General features: G+C 60.6%; 16 protein-coding genes and 1 tRNA gene. 6 read left to right on the top strand and 11 right to left on the bottom strand.

The window, feature by feature from the left end:
* Positions 1 to 108: 108 nt before the first annotated feature.
* Positions 109 to 1,158, bottom strand: coding sequence for a CDP-6-deoxy-delta-3,4-glucoseen reductase (locus NKG59_RS15750; RefSeq protein ID WP_253538567.1), 1,050 nt, complete (start codon positions 1,156 to 1,158; stop codon positions 109 to 111).
* A 56-nt stretch (positions 1,159 to 1,214) separates the two neighbouring features.
* Between NKG59_RS15750 and NKG59_RS15745 the strand changes: the two genes are divergently transcribed.
* Both NKG59_RS15745 and NKG59_RS15740 read left to right on the top strand, forming a co-directional pair.
* A complete protein-coding gene (locus tag NKG59_RS15745) occupies positions 1,215 to 2,240 on the top strand; it encodes an NAD-dependent epimerase/dehydratase family protein (RefSeq protein WP_253538565.1) in 1,026 nt (341 codons plus the stop codon).
* Between the two features lies 1 nt (position 2,241).
* The gene (locus NKG59_RS15740) at positions 2,242 to 3,909 is read left to right on the top strand and encodes a GGDEF domain-containing protein (protein WP_252690866.1); all 1,668 of its coding nucleotides are present in this window, start codon (positions 2,242 to 2,244) and stop codon (positions 3,907 to 3,909) included.
* A gap of 2 nt (positions 3,910 to 3,911) precedes the next feature.
* Here NKG59_RS15740 and NKG59_RS15735 read toward each other — a convergent pair whose 3' ends face one another.
* Together NKG59_RS15735 and NKG59_RS15730 are read right to left on the bottom strand one after the other, a co-directional pair.
* A complete protein-coding gene (locus tag NKG59_RS15735) occupies positions 3,912 to 5,729 on the bottom strand; it encodes a chloride channel protein (protein ID WP_253538563.1) in 1,818 nt (605 codons plus the stop codon).
* A 4-nt stretch (positions 5,730 to 5,733) separates the two neighbouring features.
* On the bottom strand, positions 5,734 to 6,171 hold the full coding sequence (locus NKG59_RS15730) for a MarR family winged helix-turn-helix transcriptional regulator (protein WP_253538561.1): 438 nt from the start codon (positions 6,169 to 6,171) through the stop codon (positions 5,734 to 5,736).
* A 245-nt stretch (positions 6,172 to 6,416) separates the two neighbouring features.
* Between NKG59_RS15730 and NKG59_RS15725 the strand changes: the two genes are divergently transcribed.
* The 3 genes from NKG59_RS15725 to dkgB are packed head-to-tail and all read left to right on the top strand — an operon-like array spanning position 6,417 to position 9,391.
* Positions 6,417 to 7,361 carry a TIGR03571 family LLM class oxidoreductase gene (locus NKG59_RS15725; RefSeq protein ID WP_253538559.1) on the top strand — a complete coding sequence of 315 codons (945 nt, stop codon included), beginning with the start codon at positions 6,417 to 6,419 and terminating at the stop codon, positions 7,359 to 7,361.
* Positions 7,358 to 8,560, top strand: a complete 1,203-nt coding sequence (locus tag NKG59_RS15720) for an MFS transporter (protein ID WP_253538556.1) — start codon at positions 7,358 to 7,360, stop codon at positions 8,558 to 8,560. The genes NKG59_RS15725 and NKG59_RS15720 overlap by 4 nt, the downstream gene beginning before the upstream one ends.
* Before the next feature lie 24 nt (positions 8,561 to 8,584).
* Positions 8,585 to 9,391 (top strand): 2,5-didehydrogluconate reductase DkgB, encoded by an 807-nt coding sequence (gene dkgB / locus NKG59_RS15715; RefSeq protein ID WP_253538553.1) that lies wholly within the window; start codon positions 8,585 to 8,587, stop codon positions 9,389 to 9,391.
* 84 nt (positions 9,392 to 9,475) lie between these two features.
* Here the strand turns inward: dkgB and ilvD are convergent, their stop codons facing one another.
* Both ilvD and NKG59_RS15705 read right to left on the bottom strand, forming a co-directional pair.
* Positions 9,476 to 11,335 carry a dihydroxy-acid dehydratase gene (ilvD, locus tag NKG59_RS15710; RefSeq protein WP_045202817.1) on the bottom strand — a complete coding sequence of 620 codons (1,860 nt, stop codon included), beginning with the start codon at positions 11,333 to 11,335 and terminating at the stop codon, positions 9,476 to 9,478.
* Positions 11,336 to 11,537: 202 nt separating this feature from the next.
* Positions 11,538 to 11,618 (bottom strand) — tRNA-OTHER (locus NKG59_RS15705).
* A gap of 214 nt (positions 11,619 to 11,832) precedes the next feature.
* Between NKG59_RS15705 and NKG59_RS15700 the strand changes: the two genes are divergently transcribed.
* Positions 11,833 to 12,930, top strand: coding sequence for an acyltransferase family protein (locus NKG59_RS15700; protein ID WP_253538550.1), 1,098 nt, complete (start codon positions 11,833 to 11,835; stop codon positions 12,928 to 12,930).
* Between the two features lie 172 nt (positions 12,931 to 13,102).
* Here the strand turns inward: NKG59_RS15700 and NKG59_RS15695 are convergent, their stop codons facing one another.
* The 6 genes from NKG59_RS15695 to NKG59_RS15670 form a co-directional block, all read right to left on the bottom strand.
* Positions 13,103 to 13,645, bottom strand: a complete 543-nt coding sequence (locus tag NKG59_RS15695) for a 3TM-type holin (RefSeq protein WP_253538547.1) — start codon at positions 13,643 to 13,645, stop codon at positions 13,103 to 13,105.
* Positions 13,645 to 14,127 carry a glycoside hydrolase family 108 protein gene (locus NKG59_RS15690; protein WP_253538543.1) on the bottom strand — a complete coding sequence of 161 codons (483 nt, stop codon included), beginning with the start codon at positions 14,125 to 14,127 and terminating at the stop codon, positions 13,645 to 13,647. Before NKG59_RS15690 ends, NKG59_RS15695 begins: the two co-directional genes overlap by 1 nt.
* Complete coding sequence (locus NKG59_RS15685; RefSeq protein WP_253538540.1) at positions 14,114 to 14,296, bottom strand: hypothetical protein; 183 nt, start codon at positions 14,294 to 14,296, stop codon at positions 14,114 to 14,116. Before NKG59_RS15685 ends, NKG59_RS15690 begins: the two co-directional genes overlap by 14 nt.
* A 1-nt stretch (position 14,297) precedes the next feature.
* On the bottom strand, positions 14,298 to 16,520 hold the full coding sequence (locus NKG59_RS15680; protein ID WP_253538538.1) for a hypothetical protein: 2,223 nt from the start codon (positions 16,518 to 16,520) through the stop codon (positions 14,298 to 14,300).
* Positions 16,521 to 16,719: 199 nt separating this feature from the next.
* A complete protein-coding gene (locus NKG59_RS15675) occupies positions 16,720 to 18,891 on the bottom strand; it encodes a glycoside hydrolase family 73 protein (RefSeq protein ID WP_253538535.1) in 2,172 nt (723 codons plus the stop codon).
* Positions 18,888 to 20,273: a hypothetical protein gene (locus tag NKG59_RS15670; protein WP_253538532.1), complete on the bottom strand. Its 1,386-nt coding sequence runs from the start codon at positions 20,271 to 20,273 to the stop codon at positions 18,888 to 18,890. The genes NKG59_RS15675 and NKG59_RS15670 overlap by 4 nt, the downstream gene beginning before the upstream one ends.
* Positions 20,274 to 20,277 lie beyond the last annotated feature (4 nt).

Raw genomic sequence — 20,277 nt, 5'->3', positions numbered from 1 at the left:
CGTACGGCGGCGTCGGAGGTGCAGGGCTTGGTTCATAAGGCGCAAGAATAAGACGGATGCCAAGTCAAGTCAAAACGAAATTTTGACCTTCTTTGGATTTGTGCAACGTCAGCCGGCCGGGTGGAGATCTGCCTCCGAGGTGAAGGAATCGGCGAAGAACGCGTCCGGGTGCATTCCGCACTGGGCGGCGAAGTCCGCGCGAGCCGAGTTGATCACCACCGGCGCGCCGCAGGCGTAGACCTCGTGGCCCGACAGATCGGGGTGATCGGCCATCACCGCTTGGTGAACGAAGCCGGTGCGGCCCGTCCAGGCATCTTCGGGCAAGGCGTTGGAGACGACCGGCACGTAAGTGAAGTTCGGCAGCGTGCGCGCCCATTCTTCGGCCTTGGCGTGCATGTACAGGTCTTGCGGGCGACGGCCGCCCCAGTACAGCGTCATCGGGCGCGTGCTGCCGATGAACTGGGCGTGCTCGATGATCGCCTTGATGGGCGCGAAACCGGTGCCCGAAGCCAGCAAGATGATCGGCTTGTCGGATTCTTCACGCAGGAAGAAGCTGCCCAGCGGGCCCTCGAAGCGCAGGATGTCGCGCTCCTTCATGGCCGGGGCGCCTTCCTTGGCGCCGAACACGTAGTCGGTAAACGCGCCGCCCGGCATGTGGCGGATGTGCAGCTCGATCGGGCCGTCGTCGTGCGGCGGGTTGGCGATCGAGTAGCTGCGGCGCTTGCCGTCGCGCAGGAGGAATTCCACGTACTGTCCGGCCAGAAATTGCATACGCTCGGTGGCAGGCAGTTGCAGCTTGACGATGGTGACGTCCGGCGCGGCCTTTTCCAGCGATGCGACGCGGCATGGAATCTTCTTGATGGGTACGTCGCCAGCGCCTTGCACCTCACGCACTTCAATCGTGATGTCAGTGGCGGGCGTAGCGCAGCAGAACAGCGCGCGGCCTTCGGTGGCTTCCTGGGCGGACAGCGCGTTGGGCGAGTGGTTGCCCTGGACGATGGAGCCCTCGCGCACGTGGCCCTTGCACGAACCGCACGCGCCGTTTTTGCAGCCGTATGGCAGGCCGATGCCCTGGCGCAGCGCCGCTGCAAGGATGGTCTCGCCGTCTTCGGCCTGGAACTGGCGGCCGCTGGGCAGCACGTTGATCTGGTAAGCCATACTACAATCCGAATATGTTGAAAAGTGTGTCTGGTCGCCCGTCTGGGCATGCAACGATGGTCAATCCGGCAGCACGTCCGATTGTGAATCAGTCAACCGCTCGGCCATCCAAAACTGCACTGCGCTTGGGCCTTCCCCGCGTGCTGATCGTCGGCTGCGGCGATGTCGGGCAACGCTGCCTGGCGATGCTCCGCACGCGTTTTCGCGTCTTCGCCGTCACCTCGCGCGTTGAAGGTCGCGCTTCGTTGCGCGAAGCCGGCGCCGTGCCGATTGTCGCCAATCTGGACGATCCCGCGTCGCTGCGCCGCCTGCGAGGTTTAAGCCCCCGCGTGCTGCATCTGGCGCCGCCGCCCACTATCGGCAACGATGATCCGCGTACCGCCGCGTTACTGCACGCGCTGACGCAGCCGGCCCCGGTTTCCCCGGCCACAAAACGTCGCATTTTACCCGAGCGGGCACGCAGGTCGGGTGGCCTCACTGGCCGCTTGAAAACTCGCCTCCAAGCGCGTGCGTTCGTGTATGCCAGCACCAGTGGCGTTTACGGCGATGCGGGCGGTGCCTGGGTCGACGAATCCCGCACGGTAAAGCCAACCACGGCCCGTGCCCAACGCCGTGTCGCCGCTGAGCGCCGCGTGCGCTGGTTTGGCGCGGGCGGCGGCTGGCGCACGTCGATTTTGCGCATTCCCGGCATCTATGCGGCGAATCGGCTACCCGTCGCGCGGCTCGAACGCGGTACGCCCGCCTTGCGTACGGAAGACGATGTCTACACCAACCACATTCACGCCGACGACCTTGCGCGCGCCGTCATTGCCGCGCTGTTCCGGGGGAAACCGCAGCGCATTGTGCATGCCAGCGATGCATCGGAGCTGCGCATGGGCGATTACTTTGATGCCGTGGCCGACGCGCGGGGCTTGCAGCGGCCGCCGCGCATTTCGCGGGCCGAGGCCGTCCAGCAGATCGAGCCGGCGCTGCTGTCGTTCATGAGCGAATCGCGCCGGCTGCGCAATACACGGCTTGCGCGCGAGTTGCGCGTGGCGCTGCGCTACCCGACGGTGGCGGATTTCCTGAGCAGCGAGGCCTGATATGAAAGCGCCTGCGCCCGCACCTGCAACGTCGTCGCACGGCGCCCGGCTGCGCCTTGCGCGGTTGGCGCTTTGGCTGTCGGCGGCGGTGGTGGGCGTAGGCGTCTCCTGGTTTGCCGCCTGCGTCGTGGCGGATTCGATGAGCGCGCGCGACATGCAGCAGATGGTCGATGCTCGCCGCCAGCTGGCTGCGCAGGTGGCGGAGGGGATGTCGAACCAGATCACGGCCGACGTGGCCTTGCTGCGCGCGCTGCCGCAGACGCTCGCGCAGATCGACGCTATCCCGCGTGCCGTGGCGCGCGTCGACACCCGGCGCTGGAACCTGATGGATCAGGGCTCGCGTGCTGAAGAGGCGATGTCGCACCCGGAAGTGGTCGACATCGATGCGTTCCTGAACGCGACCGCCGGCAATCTCGGGCTGGACTACGTGTGGGTCGTCAACGAGCACAACTACGTGGTGCTCGCCAATAACGCCGGTCATCCCGATTCGTTTGTCGGCGTGCAGTCGAGCATGCAGCCGTACATGAAGGAGGCGATGCTGGGTGGCCTGGGCGAGCAGTTCACGGTGGGCCGGGTGACGGGCGTGCCGGGCCTGTTCTTCGCTGCGCCGGTGTATGACGCCGGTGGATACCTGGTCGCGGCGATGGGCACCAAGGTGAGCCTTGCGAGGCTGCAGCACTGGGTGTCGCACCCGACATCGCTGGTGACCGATCCAAACGGGTTGATCATTCTGTCGACAGATGCGTCGCTGGTGGGGAAGATCCTGCCGGATGCGCGCCTGCAGCGCATGGGTGCCAGCGACCGGTACAACGCCTACCAGCGCGTCGATTTCGAGCCCTGGCCCTATCAGCCTACCGCCAGCGCGCATCACGATGTGCCCGGCTGGGTGCCGGCCGAGGTGCGCGACACGCTGGCCTGGCGTGAGGGCAGTGCGATGCCTTCGCTCACCGTGTCGCGCAATGCCAGTGCGGACCTCACCATCGTCGTGGCCGAGCCGCTGCCTGCGTGGGGCCAGCAGCTCGCCAACCATGCGCGCAACCGCGCGATCGGCTTCGTGTTGTTCGTGAGCGTGCTGGTGACGTTCGTGCTGGTGGCGTGGTCTCTGGTGCGCGAGCGCCAGCATCACCGTGTAACGCGCCATCTCAACCAGCGGCTGCAGCGCACCAACAGCGCGCTTGCCAATGAGGCGCATTTCGACCATCTCACGGGTGTGCTGACGCGCCGCCGTTTCCTGGCGCTGTTCGACACGGTGCTCGCGCGTTCCCACAACCGCGCCGAACCGCTCGTGCTTGTGCTGGCTGATCTGGATCACTTCAAGCGCATCAACGACACGTGGGGCCACGCTGTGGGAGACATGGCGTTGCAGCGCTTTGCGTCGCTTGCCACGGGCGTGCTGCGCAGCAGTGATCTGGTCGGGCGTCTGGGCGGCGAGGAATTCGCCATGGTGATGGGCCGCACCACGCTGGACACGGCCACCGAGGTGGCGGAGCGCCTGCGTACGGCGGTGGCCGAGACGGACGAAAGTTTCCCGACCGGGCTGTCGATGACCGTCAGCATGGGCATGACGGTCTGCCGGCCGGGCGATACCGCGTCGGAGATGCTCAAGCGCGCTGATCTGGCGCTGTATCGCGCCAAGGAAAGCGGGCGCAACCGGCACGTGGCCGGCTGAGACTAGCGCGCGACGCGGCCCGCGCGGCGGCGGCGAAGTTCAAGCTGCGTGCGCGTGCCCGCCAGCGGCACACGGCGGAAGCGCTCGCGGCGCTGCTCCTCATCAAAGAACGCCAGCGAGGGTTTGACCAGATCGCTGCGCGAAACAATGCCCACCAGCGCGCGCGATTGCGAATCGGCCACCACCGGCAGCCGCTCCAACCCATGCACTGCCAGGCGCGTAGCGACGATGCGGCAGGTCTCGCCGGGCAGTGCCATCACGGGAGCATTCGCACCAAACAACTCGGCAACGGTGATGGCGCCGCGCTTCTGGCCCGCCAGCAGCGCATCGCGGTCGAGCATGCCGATCAGCCTGCCATTCGGCCCGCCGTGCACCACCGGAAACGCCCGGTGCGCCTGGCTGGCGCCAAAGCGATTGGCGAGTGTATCGGCCAGCGTGGCCTGCGCGTCGATGGTCTGCACCGAACGCGTCATCACCTCATCCACGGCGTGACGCTCGAGCGGATCGACGGCGTATTCGCGATAGATGTGGAAGCCGCGGCGCGCGATCTTCTCGGTCATGATCGAGCGCGGCATGGTCAGCACGACAAAGCCGTAGGACACTGCCACTGCCAGCAGAATCGGCAGCAGCGCATTCACATCGTGTGTGAGCCCGAAGGCGAAGACGATGGCCGTGAGCGGGGCGCCCAGCACACCGGCCAACATGGCAGCCATGCACACGAGCGGCCACAGGCCCGGGTCTCCACCCGGCAGCACGGGGCCGATCAGCACCCCCAGGCCGGCACCCATCATCAGCAGCGGAGCGAGCACGCCGCCCGACGTGCCGGAACCCAGCGCGATGACCCAGATGATGGCCTTGACCACCAGCAGCGCCAGCGCCACGCGGATGGCGAGATGGTTGTGCAGCAGATCGCCGATGACGTCGTAGCCGACACCCAGCGCACGCGGCTCGAAATAGCCGCCAATGCCAACCACCAGACCGCCGATGGCCGGCCACCACATCCAGTGGATCGGCAGGCGGCCGAACAGGTCTTCAGTTTTGTACAGCGCCATCGACAGCGAGCGTGCCAGCGCGCCGCAAAGCAGCCCGGCGACCACGCAAGAGCCCAGCGCAGGCAGCGTCGCCGGTGCGGTTTCCAGCGGGAAGAGGGGGCCGGGTTCCAGCACCAGCACACGCAGAAAGCCCGCCACCGCGCAGGCCACCGCCACGGGCAGCATGCTGCGCGGGCGCCATTCGAACAGCAGCAGTTCCACCGCCAGCAGCAGCGCGGCCACCGGCGTGCCGAACACAGCCGTCATGCCCGCCGTGGCCCCGGCCACCAGCAGCGTCTTGCGCTCGGCGGCCGTCAGCTTGAAGAACTGCGCGAACAGCGAGCCGATCGCGCCGCCCGTCATGATGATCGGGCCTTCCGCGCCAAACGGGCCGCCGCTGCCGATCACGATGCCTGACGACAGCGGCTTGAGCACCGCCACCTTTGGCGACATCTTGCTCTTGCCGAAGAGGATGGCCTCAATGGCCTCCGGAATGCCGTGGCCGCGAATCTTCTCCGAGCCGAAGCGCGCCATCAGCCCGACGATCAGCCCGCCAATGAGCGGTACCGCAATCACCCAAGCGCCGAGCGTGTTGGTGGCCGGCGAGCGGTCCGCCAGCGACAGCGTCTGGAAAAAGAACAGGTTGGTGAAGAAGCGGATCAGGTTGAGCAGCACCACGGCGGCCAACGTGGCAAACGCAGCAATGACAACCGCCAGCGCAGTGGTGCGGAACAGCGTGGTGTCGGTCGCAAAGTCGCGCCGGTGCTGGTGGTGTTCAAGGGTTTGCATGACGTTACTGCTCGGCGGAGGGTTCGGCGGGGTGATCGAGGTGGGGGATCTTGAAAGCGCGGCTGAAGGCCGACAGCTCGCTCTGGTGCAGCCCGGCAAGAAGCGCAACGAGTTGGTCACCCTTCTTGGAGAGATGCACTTCCACCTGGCGTGCGTCGGTGTCGCTTTGACGGCGTTCGACCAGGCCCGCTTCTTCGCAACGCGTGATGAGTGCCGCCGTGCCATGCGGCGCGGCCTGCAGGCGCTCGGCCAGTTCGCCGACGGTGGCCCATTCGCGCCCGGCATAGCCTTTCACGTGCAGCAGCAACTGATACTGCAGCGGCGTGATGCCCTTGGCGTGGATCAGATCTTCAGAGGCGCGCAGGAAGCGGCGCAAGTGGTAGCGGAAATCGGAGAGGCTCTCGAAATCCTGCTTGGACAGAGGTCGGGCAGGGGTGGCCATAGCGGAATCAAAGGGTTCGGGCCGGAATATATCACGGTGTGACATATTTGGGAAAGCCTGCCATGTTGCTGTACTGCCAACCTGGAGTGCGTTTTGAGTAACGCGGATTGTTGATTGCCAATCAAGACTGTTTCGTCGACGGGCGGGTTTTTCTGCAAAGGTGGAGCACGCACACTGCGGTCCATGCCCATTGCGCTGATAGCACATGCATCGCCCGCAGCGCGCCTTTTGACCCGATCACAACCATGCCCCCCGCACTCGACAAACTCACATACGGCGGCTTCAGCATTGGCATTGAACTGCCGCTCGACAACGATTGGTCCCCCGCTGGCGATGCCAAGCGCCTGCGTGACGGGCGCCGCCACGGTGTGCCCGATATCGAACACCACGCAGCCCTCGCGCAACTCGCGGATTCGCTCGGTTTTCGTGCCTTGTGGGTGCGCGATGTACCGGTGTACGACCCCGCATTCGGCGATGCTGCACAGGTATTTGAGGTGTTCTCGTACCTTGGCTACTTGGCCGGCATTACGCGCCACATTCTGCTCGGCACGGCCGCCGTTGTTCTGCCGTTGCGCGAGCCGCTGCTGACGCTCAAATCGGCCACAACCATCCAGGAATTGAGCGGCGGTCGTCTGTTGCTCGGCGTGGCCAGCGGTGACCGGCCCGTCGAATATCCGCTGTTCGGCCGCGACTTCGAATCGCGCGGGGCAAGCTTCCGCGACCAGATCTCGCTATTGCGGGACGGCGCGCGTGGCAGCTTGCCCGCCGGCATAGAGATTCTGCCGGCCATGCGCACGTCGCTTCCGCTGCTGGTGGCCGGCCTCGCGCAACAGACGCCGGCCTGGATCGGCACACACATGGACGGTTGCCTTGCCTATCCGGGCACGCCAGCCGATCACGCGCAACGCGCCGCCGCATGGCGTGCCGTTGCGGGCGACAAGCCCTACGTGAGCTTCATTCACCTCGATCTGGCGGAAGACCCGCACGAGCCGTTGCAACGCCATCGCTTTGGCGCACGCGCCGGGCGCATCGCACTGTCCGAAGAGTTGGCAGCGATGCGCGAGGCGGGCGTGCAGCATATCGGCCTGCATTTCCGCCGGAATCGTCGCCCGCTTGCTGAAACGTTTGAGGAAATCGCGGCAGAGGTTCTGCCCGCTTTCCATTCCTCTGCTTTGGAGTACACCGCATGAACCCCACCCCCACTTCCGCCGAGCCCACACGCAGCAGCGCGACGCTGCCGCTGCTCGCGCTTGCCGCTGGTGCCTTCGGTATTGGCACTACTGAGTTCTCGCCGATGGGCTTGCTGCCCGTGATTGCCGACGGCGTGCATGTATCGATCCCGCAGGCCGGCATGTTGATCAGCGCCTACGCCATCGGCGTGATGGTCGGCGCGCCGATCATGACGCCGCTGCTCGCACGCTGGCCGCGACGCAAGGCGCTGATCGCGCTGATGAGTATTTTCACCATCGGCAACCTGCTGTCAGCCGTTGCGCCGGATTACACGACGCTGCTGCTCGCGCGGCTCGTCACCAGCCTCAACCACGGCGCGTTTTTCGGGCTGGGTTCGGTGGTTGCCGCCAGCCTTGTGCCGCGCGAGAAGCAGGCCAGCGCCGTGGCCACGATGTTCATGGGATTGACGATCGCTAACGTCGGCGGCGTGCCGGCCGCGACGTGGCTTGGTCAGATGATCGGCTGGCGCATGTCGTTTGCCGCCACGGCAAGCCTGGGCCTGATCGCCATCGCGGGTCTGTTCGCCGCGCTGCCGAAGGGCGATGCCGGCAAGATGCCCAACCTGCGTGCCGAACTGGCCGTGCTGACGCGTCCCGTCGTGCTGGGCGCGCTTGCCACCACGGTGCTCGGTGCGGGCGCGATGTTCACGCTCTACACGTACGTCGCGCCGACGCTCGCCCAACTGACCGGCGCCTCGCCCGCGTTCGTGACGGCGATGCTGGTGCTGATCGGCATCGGTTTTTCGATTGGCAACATCGCCGGCGGCCGCCTGGCCGATCGCTCGCTAGATGGCAGCCTGATCGGCTTTCTGTTGCTGCTGATCGTGACGATGCTCGCCTTCCCCGTGCTCGCCAAGACGCATGTGGGCGCGGCCGCAGCACTGCTGGTGTGGGGCATTGCCACCTTTGCGGTCGTGCCGCCGCTGCAGATGCGTGTGATGCGGGCCGCGGCTGAGGCGCCGGGGCTCGCATCGTCAATCAACGTGGGCGCTTTTAACCTCGGCAATGCACTGGGCGCGGCAGCGGGCGGTGCAGCCATTTCCGCAGGCCTGGGTTTTGCGGCCGTGCCAATTGTCGGCGCAGTGATTGCGGCGGCAGGTCTCGCGCTGGTGGGTCTACACGTTGTGCAGCGCCGGACGCGTCTGGCCATGAACCCCTGATTCGATTTCCCCTCGGAGCACAAGATGAACAAGATCCCCGCTTTCGGCCTTGGTACGTTTCGCCTGAAGGGCCAGGTTGTCATCGACTCGGTCCGCAATGGCCTCGAACTCGGCTACCGCGCAATCGACACTGCGCAAATCTACGGTAATGAAGCGGAGGTCGGCGAGGCAATTGCCGGCTCCGGCGTGCGCCGCGAAGAGCTGTTTCTGACCACGAAGATCTGGGTCGAAAACTACGCCAAAGGCAAGCTCGCGGCGAGTCTCGAAGACAGCCTCGCCAAGCTGCGCACCGACTACGTCGACCTCACGCTGATCCACTGGCCTGCGCCCAACAACGGCGTGTCGCTCGAAGAATTCATGACCGCGCTGGCTGATGCCAAGGCCCGGGGTTTGACGCGCGAGATCGGCGTCTCGAACTTCAACATCGCGCTGACGCGACAGGCGATGGCGGTAGTTGGCAAAGACGCCATTGCCACCAACCAGATCGAGCTGAGCCCGTATCTGCAGAACCGCAGGCTCGTCGATTTCCTGCAGCGCGAGGGCATTCACGTCACGTCGTACATGACGCTTGCATACGGCAAGGTGCTGGGTGATCCGGTGATCGGTGCGATTGCACGGCGGCACGAGGCAACGCCGGCGCAGGTCGCGCTGGCCTGGGCGATGCAACTCGGCTACTCGGTCATCCCGTCGTCAACCAAGCGTGAGAATCTTGCGAGCAACCTGCGTGCGCAAACACTGCACCTGACGGCCGACGACATGGCGCAGATTGCCGCGCTCGAGCGCAACGGCCGCGAGGTGTCACCCGACGGGCTTGCGCCTCAGTGGGATTGAACGTCGCGGCACCGGCGCAATAGAAAAAGCCGCTCCGAAGAGCGGCTTTTCTTTGCTTCAGTCGGGCGCATGGCCCGCGGCGCATCAGTCGTCCAGTTGCGACAGGTCGCGCACCGCGCCCTTGTCTGCCGACATGACCAACTTGGCGTACGCCTTAAGTGCGGCCGACACCTTGCGCGGACGCGGCAGTGCAGGCTTCCAGCCCTTGGCGTTCTGCTCTTCGCGGCGGCGTGCGAGTTCTTCGTCCGACACCAGCACGTTGATCGTGCGGTTGGGGATGTCGATACGGATCTTGTCGCCGTTACGTACCAGGCCAATCGCGCCGCCTGCTGCCGCTTCCGGCGAGCAGTGACCGATCGACAGGCCCGACGTGCCGCCCGAGAAGCGGCCGTCCGTCAGTAGGGCACAGGCTTTGCCCAGGCCTTTGGACTTGATGTAGCTCGTCGGATACAGCATTTCCTGCATGCCGGGGCCGCCCTTCGGGCCCTCGTAGCGCACGACCACCACGTCGCCAGCCTTGACCTTGTCAGCGAGGATGTTCTCGACGGCTTCGTCCTGCGATTCCGTCACGTGTGCCGTGCCTTCGAACACAAGGATGCTGTCGTCCACGCCAGCGGTCTTCACCACGCAGCCGTCCAGCGCGATGTTGCCCCTCAGCACGGCCAGGCCACCTTCCTTCGAGAACGCATGCTCGTTCGAGCGGATGCAGCCCTCTGCGCGATCCAGATCGAGGCTCGGCCAGCGCGTGTTCTGGCTGAACGCGACCTGCGTCGGGATACCAGCCGGGCCGGCACGGTAGAACGTCTGCACGGCTTCGTCCGACGTGCGGACGATGTCCCACTGGTCCAGCGCATCCTTCATCGTGGGCGCGTGCACGGTTGGTGTATCGGTGTGCAGTTTGCCGGCACGGTCCAGTTCGCCCAGGATGGCCATGATGCCGCCTGCGCGGTGCACGTCCTCGATGTGGTACTTGTTCGTGTTCGGCGCGACCTTGCAGAGCTGCGGCACGACGCGCGAAAGGCGGTCGATATCTGCCATCGTGAAGTCGATTTCGGCTTCCTGTGCGATGGCCAGCAGGTGCAGGATCGTGTTGGTCGAGCCGCCCATTGCGATGTCCAGCGTCATCGCGTTCTCAAATGCCTTGAAGCCGACCGAACGCGGGAGCACGCGCTCGTCTTCCTGTTCGTAGTATTGGCGGGCCAGTTCAACGATGCGGTGGCCGGCGCGCTTGAAGAGCTGTTCGCGGTCGGCGTGCGTGGCGACCACGGTGCCATTGCCCGGCAGCGACAGGCCCAGGGCTTCGGTCAGGCAGTTCATCGAGTTGGCCGTGAACATGCCCGAGCACGAACCGCAGGTCGGGCAAGCCGAGCGTTCGACTTCCGCCACTTCCTCATCGGAATACTTGCTGTCGGCCGCAATCACCATCGCGTCGATCAGGTCGAGCTTCTTGATCTCGATGGCCTTGGTGACGGGGTTGGCCAGGCGCGTCTTGCCCGCTTCCATCGGGCCGCCGGAGACGAAGATCACCGGAATGTTCAGGCGCATGGCGGCCATCAGCATGCCCGGGGTGATCTTGTCGCAGTTCGAGATGCACACCATGGCGTCGGCGCAGTGCGCGTTGACCATGTATTCGACCGAGTCGGCAATGATGTCGCGGCTGGGCAGCGAATACAGCATGCCGTCGTGGCCCATGGCGATGCCGTCATCCACGGCAATCGTGTTGAATTCCTTGGCAACGCCGCCCGCGGCTTCGATCTCGCGCGCGACGAGCTGGCCCAGGTCTTTCAGATGCACGTGGCCGGGCACGAACTGGGTGAACGAGTTGACCACCGCGATGATCGGCTTCTGGAAGTCCTCATCTTTCATGCCGGTGGCGCGCCAGAGCGAGCGTGCCCCCGCCATGTTGCGGCCGGCGGTGGAGGTTTTGGAACGGTATGCGGGCATTGTGCGTACTGAAGAAGGTTCGAAATGGGGAGCGGGCCACGCGGATACAGGCCCTCATGCCCGTGCGATCAACCTCTTGAGCCGCGCCCGGGGCAAAACCCGCATTATCCCACGCCAGGCGAGGCGTGTTGCCGGCCGTCGTCGGGTTGGCGAGTGCCCAATGAAAAAGCCGCTTCTGCGTGAACAGAAGCGGCTTGAATTCTGGTGCCCGAGGCCGGAATCGAACCGGCACGCCTTGCGGCGGGGGATTTTGAGTCCTAATTAGCTGTATGTAAACACAGGCTCACAGCAAGGCATTCCAACAAAATCAAGGACTTACAGAAATGCAAAATACTGTATATAAGAACAGTGTTGGGCGTCAGAAGGCGAAATTACACACACCTCTAGGAGTGACGGGGAGCGGAATTTTTCTTTCTTAGATCAGATATAAGACAAATGAATATCTGCCCGTCCACATCAGGAGGTAGCATCGGCGCACCGAGGAATACGAAGAAAAAATGAAGGATCAGAACCTGCCGTTTATCAACGGCCTGCGCGGCATCGCCATCCTGATGGTGATGGGAGTGCACACGGCGATCACTGTAGCAAGCGTCTCGCCGTTCTCGAACCAGGCCGTGTTCTCGTGGCTGCTGATGGGCGCGCGCGGCGTGCAACTGTTCTTCATGGTCAGCGCATTCACACTGTTCATGTCGTGGAACGCCCGCAAGGGAACCGAGGCGATACCGTGGACCAATTTCTACATCCGGCGCGCGACGCGCATTCTGCCGATGTGGTGGATCGCTTGCCTGCTGTACATGCATGCATATGGCAAGCCGCTCAATGAAACTGTGGCGACCGCCTTTTTCTACTTCGGGTTCATGCAGCACGCCGTGCCCTCGGTGATTCCGGGCGGCTGGTCGATCTTCGCTGAAGAGGTCTTTTACTTCTTCCTGCCGGGGCTCGCGCTGGTGCTGACTACAGCGGGCCGTGCTGGTGTCTTCTTCGCTGTCGCTTTGGTCGGGCAAAGTCTTTGGTGGACAGTTGCAGCCATCTACAAGATTCCGACTGCCAATGATGCCGTGTTCTACATGCCTCTCAACCACCTGTTTGCTTTCGCGGCTGGCGTCTTCCTGTATCAGATATGGCGAAAGTTGCCGAGCGGAAAGATGGAAGGCATGCAGTACGATGCACTGGCGCTGGCCTCGGCTTATTACTTCTGGACGTACAACAGCGAGGTCCTGTTCGGTAGCATTCCGCTGTTCTTCATCTTCGCTGGCGCGATGGTGAATTCGCCGCTGTTCGGGCGCATCGCCCGAATGAAGGCCATGGGAACCGCAGGCAAGTACTGCTACTCGGCCTACCTGCTTCACTTTCTGGTTTTCGGGAAGGTGGCGGGCATGATCAATGCCGCGATGACCGACCGATCGGCAGAGATGCGGATGATCATGGCTTACCCGATCGTGGTGCTGGTATCGCTGGCCTTGTCCGCTGTCGCATTCAACGTGATCGAGAAGCCGGTTATCAACCTCGGCAAGCGCATCATCGCGTGGCGCGAAGGTCAATCAGGAAGAGTGGCGTTAGACCCATCATCTGGATTGATTGATCGCTCACAATGATCACGCTGGAATAGGTCTAAAAAGCGGCATAGATAGCATGCCCACTTTTTCCCTTCTCGTTGGCCTTTTCCTGCTCGACTGCTGAGTGTCTCTAGGCTGTCGCCGCCCGTAAGAACATTCAGACCCTGATCCCACCAACGCAGCCAGTTCATGATGTAGCGGGCTAGCATGCTTATCCTCGGTTGTCGGTTGGAATGCGCGGATCGGCTTGCATGCGACCACGGAAAAAGCTAGCCACGCCCAACACACCACCAATGGCAATCCATGCCTCTGGCGGAATCGCAGGTTGTGCTATCTGTGGCCACCATCCGCGTAGGATGGGAATGATGAAATACGCGCCGATCCATGCGAAGCCGAAGCAGAAGCCAACGAATGGGCGCCAACTATAGGTTGGCCAATGGTCAGATTTGGATTCAGCCTGCATCGTCTCATTGACGGCTGCAGTATTGGCAGTGTCAGCAGCCAGTTCAGCCTTGGTGACATCTGCTGCGACATCTGCTAGGTGAGCTTGCTGATCCAATACGGCCTTCTGAAACTGAAAGGCCAAATTAGGGTCTGCTGCAAGAGCGGCGACGGTGGCATCGGGCGAAGACTGCCCCGTCACCTGTTGAGCGATGCCGACAACTTTCCCGGCTACCTGTTCAGCCTTAGGACCACCCAACCATCCTGCAATCATCGGCGCGAATTGCGCCAAAGCTAGTGCAATAGGAAGCATTAGATTGCCCCTCGTTTCAGGTTATCAGCAATGCGGTTTGCCCAGCCACGACCGAACGTTGCCCACGTCTTGAGCGCTGTGAAATATCGAAGGCGAATCGAATTCCAGCGAAGAATGAACTTGAGTGGATCGGTGGCCTGCACTGCTGCAATCGTATTTGGCCCTATCAGGCCATCTACATTTGCACCTGATGCTCCCTGCATCCAGAGCACAGGATGACCGCCGTTGTAGTTGGCATCAAAGATCTGAAACGCTACGCGCGGGTCAAATTGATCCAGATGTAGCGGATCCCAATAAAGCTTCTTGGCGATGTCTTTGGCGGTATCGCGTGGAAGGTCGCGCATCGGTCCTGTGTAACCATAGGCACGCGCCACGCGAGCAGTTACTCCCCACATTGTTTCACCGCCTGGATCCTGAGGATGGTTGCTATATCCGCCCTCGTTACCGATCAATGAATCGAAGGCGTCATCAAAGCTTGCCATTTTCTTGACCCTTCAATTTGTCTCGCCACAGGACATATGTTTGAAGAACTGTGTAAACAAGGGTGGCAAAAAGCACTAGCTTTGAAAGCGTAATGCTTCCAACAAGAACGCCAATCCATGCGACCACAGCTTTGAACAACCCCGCCCAGGTATCGTTGTTTTCAGTCATGTTATGCGTCGATGGGAATATTGATGTGGTCAAGATTGACGGATACAGCGGAGCCAGACTGAAGCGAAACAACACCGGCTGTATTGATTGCCACTACTGCAGATGCGCCATTAGATACGGTTGGGAAAAGATATGTGCCGGTAACTGGTGCATAGCCAGTTGGCAACGTGAAGATGGTCCCAGTACCACCCGTCACAGTGCCCTTGAGGCGCACATGTTTTCCGAGCTTCCTGTATCCAATCGTGTTGAACGGAGCGCCATAGGTGTTGCTCCAGCCAGCGCTAAAAGATGGCGTTGTCCAGCCCGATTCTTCGAAGAAGTTATAGCCGCCTGACGCATCCGAAATTTCCTGAACAAGAGTGTTGTGCGTGAACTTCAGAACATCATTGCCGACCGCTCCGGAGCGGAACGCGATACCTCGTACTTGAGGCGTTGACGAATCCTCGACCACGGCATCTATCTGGTTTCGATTGCCATATACATCGATGGCGAAGGCGGCGCCAGCACCGCCGGAGCGTCCGTCTTGCCAGCTATTGACAATCCATTTGCCGCTGTTTCCGCCGATTAGCACAGATTGAGCACTGCAATTCTTGCTATTCACGCGGTACGTGTTTCCCTCCGATGCATTTGCGCCGAGGGCTTGAACTTCATGCACTGCTGGGCCGGTTGTGCCCTGAGCAGTCACATCAAGCTCAGACGAATAGCATTTCGCTGTGATCTGCACACCGGCAATCGAACACCCATTGATAACGGAGATGCGGAAGTTGTTCGCGCTCGAATAGTTGACGTTCTGGTTTCCGTAGACGAACCCAGTCTGCGTAGCGGAGTCGATGACAAAAGTACCGACGTTACCTACGCAATTGTCTAGAACGCGCGCACCGTAGTTGCAGCGGCTGGATGTGCAGTGGAACTCGTTGTAGCTACTGCTGTTGATGTCGAAGCCAGCAGGATTTTGGGCAGAGAAACCGCAGTTCTCTACGTAGGCTTGCACATAGCCATAGTTGGAGTTGATGAACGCGCCGAAGCCGCCCTGCCAGCAGTTGACGCCGCGCACATCGCTGATGTGATAATTCTTGGTGTTCGTTAGCGCGATACCCCAATCCGTCAGATCGTCTGGAGGTGTCGTGCGGTTGGAGCGGTTACCGTCGAAGGTAATGCCACGCACCACGATGCCCGCAATCGCCGTAGAAGCGTTGCCGTAGGCTAGTTGGCCAACATCACAGACATTCCCCTCGCTGACGTTGCCGCCGGTTGCAGTTCCATCGGTGAAGGTGTAATTGAGCGACTTGCACTGGAACTGCGTGCTGCTCAGCACGGCCGTGACGATGTAGCCGACATTGTATGCGCTCGCGGACGTGCCCTTGATGCTGATACCCTGGCCAACAAAGACGCCGCTCGGTGTTGACGTGGTGACGGTGGCGACCTGGCCGGCCATACTAAATGACGAAAGGCTATATGTCGTGGCTGGGATCACGATTTTTGTGACAGATGACCCTTCTCCGATAAGGCCGGAATTACTGGTTCGGATTGCCACACTGCCAGCATAAGTACCAGCTGGAAGATATGGGATCTTTCCAGCGACAGCACAAACTGCCTGCGCGGCCGCAATGGCGGCGCTTTGGCTTGTGGATGTTCCGGCCTTTACACCCAAAAGCGTTATATCGAAAATGGCTCCTTCGGCGCGTTTCCAGCGGCCACCGTCAGAAGCCACGATGTTGTTCCATCCGTCATCCGCCGTCGTGGTATCACTGAGATCGCACCAGTAAAAGCCGAACCCGGATTTCGTGGAACCATCTACAAAGGCGCGGGTATATAGCGTCTTAGAGATCGTGCGCAGCGTCGCAAAAGAATCGACGACACGGTTGCTTTTGGAAAGCAGGAAGGATGCAAGCGTGCCACCATCGAAACCGATCATGGCCGTTCCACCAGCCCCAGTTTGTGAACTGAGATCCGCTGCGCTCGTGCTCGAAGTGATGATCTGATCCCAGATAGTGACTCCAGTGGAGTCTTTTACGATCTGGCGATAAGTGCCCGTACCCCAGACAATCGCCTGTCCACGGCTATCTAACGTGATAGGATTTGCGTTCTGGATAGTCCCGGCTTGATCCTGGTAGGTGGGCAACGGATTCAATGTGCCAGGCGCGTAGTATCCGACCGTTCCGTTTGCCAACGGCAACCCGTTCTGATCGATGAACTGCTGTTTGCCGTTTTGCAGTAGTTGCATGGATTCCTCAAAACAAAAAGGCCACCAAATGGCGGCCTAGGAATGAAAATCCCCTCACTTGGCGGGGACTGGTGGGACTATGAAACTATGGTTGTTGGCTCTTTTGCTGAAGCCCTTCTATTTGTTCTGCTACAGCCTTATCGTGTGGTTTTGCAACAACTTTGTGCATCGATTCATGCCAGATTGTTGGCTCAAACGGTTATTGCTGCGCCCCATTCTGGAAGACAGGAAGTTGCGGGGTAACCGAACGACGCACTAGGGCATTCAAAAGCGCGTTATTTCTAGGCGCCATCAGAACACCTCGAACAGCATCATTCCCGATGCCATTGGCTAGATAATTGGCCACTGCTGGATTGTTGATCGCATACTGAGCAGCTTTAGGCAAAGCGATCCCGCCAAGGGCGCCAATTCCGGCCTTCTCCCAGTCCCCCTGTAGCGCTCCATATGAGCCGCCCACAAGTGCCGGTGCCAGCAACTGCATGGTTGCGCGTGCGGCAGTCCCGCTATTAGGCAACCTATCGGTCAGGAGATTGCGTCCAGCCTTGGCTAGATCCGGCAACGTCTGGTCACCAGCACCATAGACAGACGATGCTCGGTTGGCCTTCTGGTTCACAATGTTCGCCAACTTCGCAGGAGAAATATCGCCACTTCCGTCCGCAGCAATAGCTCCCTCAATCTTGCGCATGTTGCCCCATTGCTGACGTGCCTGCTGCAGCGCTGCATAGTCAGCTTGGTTACCGTTTGCAGCGGTAGAACGCTCCAAAGCATCATCCAAAACGCCTCGCAATTGACGCGCCCAGTGACCAACCGCTGTATCCTGACCGCCAGAAATGCGATCCAGTCCACTTTTGATGTTTTGGTATGCACTACCATCAATCGCCATGCCTGGATTGTTGGCCTTATCCAGAACGTTGTTGATCTGACGAGTGATGATGCCCATTTGCTGATCGCTCAGTTCATTCCTAGCGCCTTGGGCGATGTTGGTAATGGCTTGGTTAAGGGTATTGTCGTAGGCCACAGGATTGCGCGCTGCCACGTCATTAAACACTTGGCCAATGCTGTTCTTAGCCGCCTTCATTACGTCGGGTGTAGCGGCCTCTCCTGATGCCCCAATCGTGTTAAGTACAGCATTATTGAAAGCGCTCTGCTGCGTGGCTCGCTTTGTCGCTTCCCCGCCAGCAGTAAAGGGATTGTCGCTCAGGGCAGAACGAATCCTGTTCAAAACCGCAGATCCGCTTTGCTGAGCGGCATCAAGTGGGACACCTGCATTGCGGAGGACATCGGCGCCCTGCTGAAGAATAGGAGACAAGGCGTTTTTGACCGGCTGTGCAATACGGCCAATACCATTCACGATGGCATTACCAGCCATACCACCAGCCGCGCCAAGACCGGCATTCATCGTACGGCTATCGTCCGTACCAACGGGCTGAATTGCCCCTTGGAGAGCACCAACTGCAGCCGCTGCTTTATATGTGTTCGGGTTGGCGATGACGCGCAATGCATTTGCTGTGTTAGCCATGCCAGCGCCAGCCGCAACCTTTGCCCCAATCGTTGCTGGAATGACTGATGTAGCTAGCATTCCTCCAACATAGCCCGCTGTCCCCGCACCAGTTCGCATCAAGGGGGCGTCTAGCGCTTTACGTTCATCTTCTTGAGCGCGCAAATCACCGACCGTTTGGTCGCTCACCAGCCCTAGTTTGTTACCAGCTTCCGCCCCCAATTGGCGAATGCCATGCCCAAGATCAACGACAGATTTACCAGCACCGGCCATCACCTTATCAAAGGTGCTCATGCCGGATGTCGGATCATAAGTTTGCTGTTGTGCAGGCTGTATTACTTTTGATACGGCTGTTGGCGCAGAATCCCACTGAATTTTTGACGCATCGATCTGCGGCGCAATATCTGGCGAGCCACCAGATTGAGGGGCGTCCCATTGGATTTTGCTGGGGTCAATGTCGATGCCCTGGGAGGCACGCACAGACTGCACAGCAGCAGGCAATTTCGTGGTGTACTGCGGATCTTCCGCATAGCCGCCTTTCTTAAGCGCGGTTGCATATGCGACAGCATCTGGGCCGGTGTTCATGGCGCCTTGATACTTGCGGCTGATAAGACCGCTGAAATCCTGTCCGAATGCGTCCAGCGTGGGATAGGCGCGATACTGATCCGTCGAACCCGTCATATTGTCGGTTGCCGCCGCACCTTGGCCTTTGATGTTGCCTAGGTTGTTCGTGCCAGGAATGACAGACTTACCCCACCCAGTCTCAAGCCCCCATTGCCCGAGCAGCACCATCGGATCAACGCCGATCTTGCTTGCTACCGCCTGCGCGGTCGGCAGATTGGTGCGCACAAAGGCGTCGATGTCTTTGCTCATTGGTAGTCCACCGAACCGTCAGAATATTGAACAACCTTGCGACCGTTGTAGGTGCCAGTTTTCACAGGCGTGATCTGGCCAGTGAAAGCGCGCATGGTTGGACTTGCATTCCACTTAGCAGGGAAATCGGTTGGGTTGCCGCCCTTATTGACGAAATCTCGATAGGCTTGCTGCTCTTTCCCTACCGCGCCGTTCATGCCGTTGATGAACCCAATCATCTTTTCGATTCCACGTGGATCGGTATTCAGGTTCGGGTTGTTCTTCATGAACGCATCTACGTTTGCAACAGCACCTGTACCGTTGAAACCAGATTGCATTTGTTGGATGGCCCCCTGCATGAGAACCTTCCCGAGCGCTTGCACGTCGCCAAGGTTGCCGCCCGCGATCTTGTCCACGATGTCACGCGGCACACCAATCGCTTGAGCTCGCTCCGCAAGGTCTTTCCACTTTTCAGTTCCACCGCCAGTTTTTACGCCCTGCAATAGCGCCTGCGCTTCGTTCAAATAGTGGGAAGAGTTTGCTGCGGCACGGGCACGACCGTTCATGTCTTGCTCGTAATCGGCAGCCTTTCCTTGAGAAGCCGTCTCGTAGGGAGATAGGGCAGTCTGGACACCGCCTTTCTGGTTGGATTGATTAACAAACTGCTCGCGCGTTCCAGTAATTGGAGCACCGCTAGGGGTGATCCCGACTTGCGTTGGAGCAGATGCGGCTTCCGGAGACAAGCCATTCTTGACCGTGTAGCCGACAGCCCCAACGCCACCGGGCGCCATCGGATTTTCGTTGACCGCTACAGTTGCAGGGCCAGTGTTTAGCTTGCTGTACTGCGGGAACATGGCGCGCATTTGCGTCTCGCCTTGCAGCGCAGATTGATAGTGCTGCGTCAGCCATTGGCGCAACTGTCCTGGATCCGTCGGCATGCTATGCATTTCAGCTGCAACCACTTGGGGCGTCACAGCTCCAGCCTGAAGTTGCGTCCCCATGAAACTCAGGACATCAGTAGGAGACAAATCCGGCTTTTGCATGAGAGTGCCAAGACCTTGCCGTAAGCCTGATTGAACCTTGATCGACTGATCGAGCTTTCCTGTATCAAGCGTCTGTTGCTTTTGCTGTGCATCAAGAATGCTGTTATTGATCTGCGGCAGGTTATAGGCGCCAGCCCCAGATGCCATGATCGAACGGAACTTGTTGTAATCCGTGTTGCCATTCGCATCTGTCGATTCCTTGAACGCCTGCGATGCAGCATTGTTGGCATCAATTCCCTGTTGCAATGCCTGAGCATTCAGGTTTGACATGCGGAATTGCGCAGCTTGCATTGCCGTTTGCAGCGGGTTGGTTTGTACGCCAGCCCCTGCTTTTAGGGGGATCGTGTAGTCAAGTGGCATTTGA

The sequence above is a fragment of the Ralstonia chuxiongensis genome (assembly GCF_024158925.1).
Classification (GTDB): domain Bacteria; phylum Pseudomonadota; class Gammaproteobacteria; order Burkholderiales; family Burkholderiaceae; genus Ralstonia; species Ralstonia chuxiongensis.
This window is presented reverse-complemented; position numbering and strand designations above follow the sequence as displayed.

What these genes read in the sequence shown, in the direction of transcription:
- NKG59_RS15750 (WP_253538567.1), bottom strand. Translation starts at nt 1,158, where the DNA reads ATGGCTTACCAGATCAACGTGCTGCCCAGCGGCCGCCAGTTCCAGGCC.
- NKG59_RS15745 (WP_253538565.1), top strand. Translation starts at nt 1,215, where the DNA reads ATGGTCAATCCGGCAGCACGTCCGATTGTGAATCAGTCAACCGCTCGG.
- NKG59_RS15740 (WP_252690866.1), top strand. Translation starts at nt 2,242, where the DNA reads ATGAAAGCGCCTGCGCCCGCACCTGCAACGTCGTCGCACGGCGCCCGG.
- NKG59_RS15735 (WP_253538563.1), bottom strand. Translation starts at nt 5,729, where the DNA reads ATGCAAACCCTTGAACACCACCAGCACCGGCGCGACTTTGCGACCGAC.
- NKG59_RS15730 (WP_253538561.1), bottom strand. Translation starts at nt 6,171, where the DNA reads ATGGCCACCCCTGCCCGACCTCTGTCCAAGCAGGATTTCGAGAGCCTC.
- NKG59_RS15725 (WP_253538559.1), top strand. Translation starts at nt 6,417, where the DNA reads ATGCCCCCCGCACTCGACAAACTCACATACGGCGGCTTCAGCATTGGC.
- NKG59_RS15720 (WP_253538556.1), top strand. Translation starts at nt 7,358, where the DNA reads ATGAACCCCACCCCCACTTCCGCCGAGCCCACACGCAGCAGCGCGACG.
- dkgB (WP_253538553.1), top strand. Translation starts at nt 8,585, where the DNA reads ATGAACAAGATCCCCGCTTTCGGCCTTGGTACGTTTCGCCTGAAGGGC.
- ilvD (WP_045202817.1), bottom strand. Translation starts at nt 11,335, where the DNA reads ATGCCCGCATACCGTTCCAAAACCTCCACCGCCGGCCGCAACATGGCG.
- NKG59_RS15700 (WP_253538550.1), top strand. Translation starts at nt 11,833, where the DNA reads ATGAAGGATCAGAACCTGCCGTTTATCAACGGCCTGCGCGGCATCGCC.
- NKG59_RS15695 (WP_253538547.1), bottom strand. Translation starts at nt 13,645, where the DNA reads ATGCTTCCTATTGCACTAGCTTTGGCGCAATTCGCGCCGATGATTGCA.
- NKG59_RS15690 (WP_253538543.1), bottom strand. Translation starts at nt 14,127, where the DNA reads ATGGCAAGCTTTGATGACGCCTTCGATTCATTGATCGGTAACGAGGGC.
- NKG59_RS15685 (WP_253538540.1), bottom strand. Translation starts at nt 14,296, where the DNA reads ATGACTGAAAACAACGATACCTGGGCGGGGTTGTTCAAAGCTGTGGTC.
- NKG59_RS15680 (WP_253538538.1), bottom strand. Translation starts at nt 16,520, where the DNA reads ATGCAACTACTGCAAAACGGCAAACAGCAGTTCATCGATCAGAACGGG.
- NKG59_RS15675 (WP_253538535.1), bottom strand. Translation starts at nt 18,891, where the DNA reads ATGAGCAAAGACATCGACGCCTTTGTGCGCACCAATCTGCCGACCGCG.
- NKG59_RS15670 (WP_253538532.1), bottom strand. Translation starts at nt 20,273, where the DNA reads ATGCCACTTGACTACACGATCCCCCTAAAAGCAGGGGCTGGCGTACAA.